The following is a 6,003-nucleotide window of genomic DNA, read 5'->3' as shown; positions in this document are numbered from 1 at the left end:
CCCGCTGACCAGCGGCCGACTGCCGCGCACCCCGCCCACGGTCAGTGGGCGGGGTGCGCGGGGCCCGTGCGGCCCCGCAGCCGGGGCGGGGCGGCCGGGTGTTTGGTGCAACGACCGCGGGCGGGCGCGGGGCGCGTGCAAGAGCGGGCCCGGGCCGTGGCGGCCCGGGCCCGGCCGGTCAGAGCTTCTTGAGGATCTTCTCGATCTCGTCGACGGCGCCGTTGGCCCAGCGGTAGGAGCCCACGGTGTAGTGCTGGATCGGGAAGGCGTGGCCGGCCTTGACCGCGCGCACGCCCTTCCACACCTTGTTGTCCAGCAACTGCTGGGTGAGCGCGGGGGCCTTGCCGTCGAAGAGCTGCGGGTAGAGCAGCACGTCGCAGTCGTCCAGGACCTCCAACTCCTCGTACGACTTCTGGACGAAGCCCGACTCGTCCGCGGCGATCTTCGCCCCGATCTTCAGACCGAGGTCGCGCATGACCGTCAGCAGCGGCGAGCCGAGGAAGAACGCGCCGTTCTGGCCGCCGCTGAGCGGCGCCCAGGTGGTCTTGGCGATCTGCCGCGCGTACGCGCCCTTCACCTCGGCGAGCCGCCGGCGGTATTCCGACTTGGCGTCGGTGAGCGCATCGCGCCGGTTGACCGCGTCCGCGATCTTGTCGAGCTGCTCGTACCAGAGTGCGCCGCTGTCCGACCAGTTGTAGTACGCGACGGGTGCGATGGTCTTCAGCGGCGCCGTCTTGTCCTTGTAGAACTGGTCCACGATCAGGTCGGGCTTGAGTGCGCCGATGGCCTGGCTGTTGGGCGTGCCGGCGACGCCGATCGTCTTGACGTTGCGCAGCTTCTGGTAGACGTCCGCGGGCAGCGCGGCGGCGTTGGCGATGCCGTCCGGGATGCCGATGGGCACGATGCCGAGGTCGAGCAGCATCAACGTGTCCCAGTTCTCACAGGCGATGACGCGCTCGGGCTTGGCCGGGACGGTGACGGTGCCGTTGTCGGTCTTGATGCTGCGAGTGCCCTGCTCCCCGCTCTCCTTGCCGCCCTTGCTCTCCTTGGTGTCCTTCTCGTCGTCGCCGGAATCGCTCACCCCGCAGGCGGCAAGCCCGAGTGCGGCGGCTGCCCCGGCGAGCCCACCCAGGAACGCGCGGCGCTTCACGGGCGTGAACGGGATGGCGGATCGAGTCATATCTGTGCTCCTTGCACGGTCCGTACGGCGCGACGATCGCGCACCGCAAAGGTTAGGCTTGCCTAACTTACTCCTTGACCGCAAGATCTAAGGAGTTGGCCGTTGTTGAGGAGTGAGGAGACCATCGGAATGAGCGGGGCGTCGACCGAAGAGCGCCGGTATGCGAGCCGTCGGCCTGGCAGGCTGAACGTCACCAGGGTGCGCCAGGTGCACCAGATCACCCCGCACATGACGAGGATCACCTTTGGGGGTGATGACCTGTCAGAGTTCCTGAGCAACGGCACCGACCAGCACGTCGCGCTCTACTTCTACGACGCGGACGTCGAGTTGCCCCGCCCCTTCACCGCGGATGCGGCCCGCGCCCTGCTCCCGGTCGCCCGCCCCCGCCTGCGCCGCTACACCATCCGCCAACACCACCCCGAACGCGGCGAGGTCGACATGGACTTCGTCCTGCACGGCGCCGACCAACTCGCCTCCGGCTGGGCCGAGACCGTACGACCGGGCGACGAGAGCATCTGGTTCGGGCCGAGCCCGGCCTACCCGCTGGACCCCGAAGCACCCTGGTACCTGTTCCTCGGCGACGAGACGGCGCTGCCCGCCATCGCGGCCACCCTGGCCGAACTGCCCGCCACGGCCAGGGCCCGAGTACTGATCGAGGTGGCCGACGCGGCGGAGGAACAGCCGCTGCCCACCGCGGCCGACGTCGACGTCGACTGGCTGCACCGCAACGGCCGCCCGGCCGGCTCCCTGCTCCACGAGGCGGCGCTCGCGCTGGCCCTGCCGCCGGGCGCGGGACGGGTCTGGGGCGCGGCCGAGCGCGGCGTGGTCAAGTCGCTGCGCGGCCACTACGTACGCGACCGCGGCCTGGACCGCGCCCACACCCATCTGACGGCGTACTGGACACGGGGCGAGACCCAGGACAGCGAGGTCTGACCCCGCCATGCGCCACCACCCCAGCCAACGGTCGGGCGCCCGCGCGCCCCACCCACCAAGCCGCCGGCCGCACCCCGTGCCCCGCCCCACCCGGGCACGCGGGCCCCACCCCGACGAACGGCCAACGGAGGCCAAGCCGACCATGCTGACACCCCTCGCCGGGAGCCGCGCATGACGCGCCCCGCCCCCGCCGCGCCCGCCCCCGCACCCGAACGCGCCAGCCTGCTCCGGTGGTGCCTGCGCGACAACGCCGGCCGCATCACCCTCGCCGTACTCGGCGGCCTCGGCTACCAACTGGCCCTGATCGGCCTGCCCTGGTGCGTCGAGCGGGCCCTGGACCGGGGCATCACCGTCGACGACTCGGGCGCCACGCTGCGCTGGGCCTGCATCATCGCCGCGGTCAGCGTGGTCGCAGCCCTCGGCGAAATGCTCCTCGGCTGGCAGTCCACGGTCTCCGCCACCCTCACCGGCAACCGGCTCTACCTGCGCCTCGCCGACCGCATCGGCGCACTCGACGGCGCGGCCATCGACCGGTACGGCGAGGGCGACCTCAGCATGCGCGGCACCCGCGACGTCGACCTGGTCCGCACCTGGCTGATGGGCTTCGCCTCGTTCGTCACCGGCGTCATCGGCTTCACCATCATGATCATCGCGATCCTGGGTCTCGATCCGCTGCTCGCCGTGGTCGGCCTGGCCTGCGTGCCGCCGCTGGTCCTCATCAACACCGTGCTCTTCCCCAAGTGGTTCGGGGCGGCCAACGCCAAGCTGTCCACCGCGCACGGCAGCCGCGCGGACGCCGTCGAGGAACTGCTCTCGGCCAGCGCCGCCGTCCGCGGCATCGGCGGCGAACGCGCCCTGGTGGAGCGGCACGACGAACGCAGCGGCGAGGTCACCGAGCACACCCTGGCCACCGCCCGGATATCGGCGAGCTGGGCGGCCAGCTCCCCCTTCGTACCGGGCCTCGCCATCGGCATCGGCCTCGCGGTCGGCGGCCTGGCCGTGCTCCGCGACGACATGTCCATCGGCGGCATCGTCGCCTTCGCCAGTTGGATGGGCATGCTCGTGCTCTGGGTCGGCGTGCTCACCCTGCGGCTCAGCCAACTCTCCCAGGCGCGCACCGCCGCCGAGCGGCTGACCGAGGTGTTCACCGCCCGCCCGGCGCGCACCGAACCGGCCGAGCCGACCCCGCTGCCGGCCACCGGCGACCTGGTCGCCGACGAGATCACCGTGCGCCTCGCCGACCGCACCGCCCTCGCCCCCACCAGCCTGCGCGCCCGCCCCGGCGAACTGGTCGCCGTCACCGGCCCGATGGCCTCCGGCAAGACCACCTTGCTGCGGGTGCTCGCCGGACTGACCGAAGCGAGCGCCGGCACCGTACGGTACGGGGCGGTGCCGCTGACCGATGCCGCAGCCACCGACCTGCGGGCCCGCATCGCGTACGTGCCGCAGCGGCCGGTCACCATCAGCGGCACCCTCGCCGACAACCTGCGCCTGGGCGGCGACTTCACCGACGCCCAGCTCCGGGACGCCTGTCGGCTGGCCGCCCTCGACGACTACCTGGACAGCGCCCCCGACGGCCTGGAAACGGCGCTGGGGGAGAGCGGCAACACCCTCTCCGGCGGCCAGTTGCAGCGCCTCGCCCTGGCCCGGGCGCTGCTGCGCGAGCCCTCCGTACTGCTGCTCGACGACGTCACGTCGGCGGTCGACACCGCCACCGAACGGGCCATCGTGGCGGGCCTGACCAACCGCACCGACGCGCTGACGGTGGTGTTCGCCACGCACCGCCCGGCCGTCATCGCCGCCGCCGACCGGGTCCTGACCCTGGCACCGGCCACCCCGCCGCCGGCCGGTACCGGCACCGCGGAATCCGGCGCCGACACCGGCACCAAGCCCCCCACCCGTACCGGCGCCGACGACGAGGAAGAGCGGGTGAGCGCACATGGCTGAGCAACAGGGGCTCTCCACGACCCCGGACCAGACGGCCGTGCTGCGCCGCGCCTGGCCCTATCTGCGCGCCGAGCGCCGCGGCATCGTCCTCGCCCTTGTCAGCAGCGCCCTGGCCACCGCCTGCACGGTGGCGGTGCCCGCCGTCATCGGCGCCGGCGTCGACCAGCTCATCGAGGACGACCGCGAAGGACTGCTCACCGCGGCCGGCGTGCTGATCGGCCTGATGGTGCTGCGCCTCGTGCTGTTCCGGCAGTCCGAGGTGTGGCTGACCACCGTCGGCGAACGCGTCGTGCGCGGGCTGCGCGAGTTGGCCGTGCGACGGCTGTCCCGGGCGCCGCTGCGTTTCCTCGAAGCACACCGCTCCGGCGACCTGCTCCGTCGCACCACCACCGAGATCGCCGACCTGGCCAACTTCGTCCGCAGCCAACTGCCCGAAGTCCTCACCGTCGTCGGCTACTTGCTGTTCACCACGATCCTGCTGGTCGGCTACTCACCGCTGCTGACCCTCGGCATGTTGGTGGTGTTCGTACCCGGCATCGTCTGGGTGCTGCGCCGGTTCAAACGGGCCGCAAACCCGGCGTTCGCGGCCGAGGCCGCGGCTGCCGGCACCGTCGCCGCCACCTACCGGGAGCTGGTCACCTCCCGCGAAATGCTCCAGACCAACGGCGGCGTGGACGCCTGGCGGACCCGCTTCCTGGCCGACAGCGAACACCGCTACCAGGCCGCACGGCGCACCCAGAAGACGCTGTTCATCATCAGCCTGTCGCGCATCGTGCAGGGCCTGACCACCGTCGTCCTGCTGCTGCTCGGCGGTTGGCTGGCCGCCGACGGCCAGATCAGCGTCGGCACCGTCGTCGTCTTCATCCTCGCCACCCGACAGCTCTTCGACTCCGCCACCCAGGCGTCCAACCTGGTCGGCCAGTTGCAACTGACCAAGGTCGGCCTGGCCCGGCTGCTCGACCTGCTGACCGTCACCGACCCGGGCGCCGCCACCGACGGCGCCCCTACCTCGCAGACCTCCCCATCAAAGGCCCCCGCCTCCCCGAACACGCCTGCCCCGAGCGCCTCTGTCGCGGAGACCGCCGCCCCGGAGGCCGCCGAGCCCGCCGGCAGCACGCCCGCACCGGCCACCGACCCGGCCCGTACGACCCCGAGCAAGCTACCCACCGCCCAGCCGGCCGTCCGTACGCCCGCCGCCCCGCTGCCCGACCGCGGCGACCTTGAGGTGCGCGACCTGCGCTACTCGTACGTCGCCGACGCCGAAGTGCTGCACGGCCTCGACGTGCACATCCCGGCCGGCGACCGGGTGGCGCTGGTCGGCCCGACCGGCGCCGGCAAGACCACCCTGGCCAAGCTCGTCACCGGCCTTTACACGCCCGATTCCGGCAGCGTCCACTACGCCGGCACCGACCTGCGCGAGGTGCCGGCTGGCGAACTGCGCCGCCGCATCGTCCTCATCCCGCAGCGGGTGCACCTGATCAGCGGCACCCTGCTGGACAACCTCGCCCTGGTGCCCCAGCGCCCCACCGCCGACGCGGTGCGCGAGGCCGTCGCCCGGCTGGGCCTGACGGAGTGGGCCGCCGGCCTGCCCGACGGCCTCACCACCCGCATCGGCGGCGGCCAGGGCCGACTGTCGGCCGGCGAGGTGCAACTCATCGGCCTGGTACGGGCGGCCCTGGTCGACCCGGCCGTGCTGGTGCTGGACGAGGCGACGGCCGACATCGACCCGCAGACGGCCCACACCTTGGAGACCGCCATCGACGTCCTGCGCGCCGACCGCACCCTGATCGTCATCGCGCACCGGGAGAGCACCATCGAGCGGCTGCCCAGGGTGATCCGACTGGAACACGGCGGCATCAGCACCCCGCCATCACCCACGCCGCTCGGCTGACCCATCCTCCTTGACCGCCTTGTGGTGTCCGCCTCCCTACTGGGGGGCGGAC

The 6,003-nt window shown here is 72.5% G+C and carries 4 protein-coding genes; 3 read left to right on the top strand and 1 reads right to left on the bottom strand.

The features are described from left to right. Positions 1-178 precede the first annotated feature (178 nt). A complete protein-coding gene (locus tag ACMA1D_RS22050; protein WP_414725740.1) occupies positions 179-1,180 on the bottom strand; it encodes an ABC transporter substrate-binding protein in 1,002 nt (333 codons plus the stop codon). A 105-nt stretch (positions 1,181-1,285) separates the two neighbouring features. Between ACMA1D_RS22050 and ACMA1D_RS22045 the strand changes: the two genes are divergently transcribed. The 3 genes from ACMA1D_RS22045 to ACMA1D_RS22035 all read left to right on the top strand — a co-directional run bounded on the left by ACMA1D_RS22045 (position 1,286) and on the right by ACMA1D_RS22035 (position 5,951). Continuing rightward, a complete protein-coding gene (locus tag ACMA1D_RS22045) occupies positions 1,286-2,113 on the top strand; it encodes a siderophore-interacting protein (protein WP_414725739.1) in 828 nt (275 codons plus the stop codon). Between the two features lie 171 nt (positions 2,114-2,284). Continuing rightward, positions 2,285-4,060 (top strand): ABC transporter ATP-binding protein, encoded by a 1,776-nt coding sequence (locus tag ACMA1D_RS22040; protein WP_414725738.1) that lies wholly within the window; start codon positions 2,285-2,287, stop codon positions 4,058-4,060. After that, entirely contained in the window at positions 4,053-5,951 is a 1,899-nt protein-coding gene (locus ACMA1D_RS22035) for an ATP-binding cassette domain-containing protein (protein WP_414725737.1), read from the top strand. The genes ACMA1D_RS22040 and ACMA1D_RS22035 overlap by 8 nt, the downstream gene beginning before the upstream one ends. Positions 5,952-6,003: the final 52 nt, after the last annotated feature.

Source organism: Streptomyces sp. 796.1, assembly GCF_047525675.1.
Lineage (GTDB): Bacteria > Actinomycetota > Actinomycetes > Streptomycetales > Streptomycetaceae > Streptomyces.
This window is presented reverse-complemented; position numbering and strand designations above follow the sequence as displayed.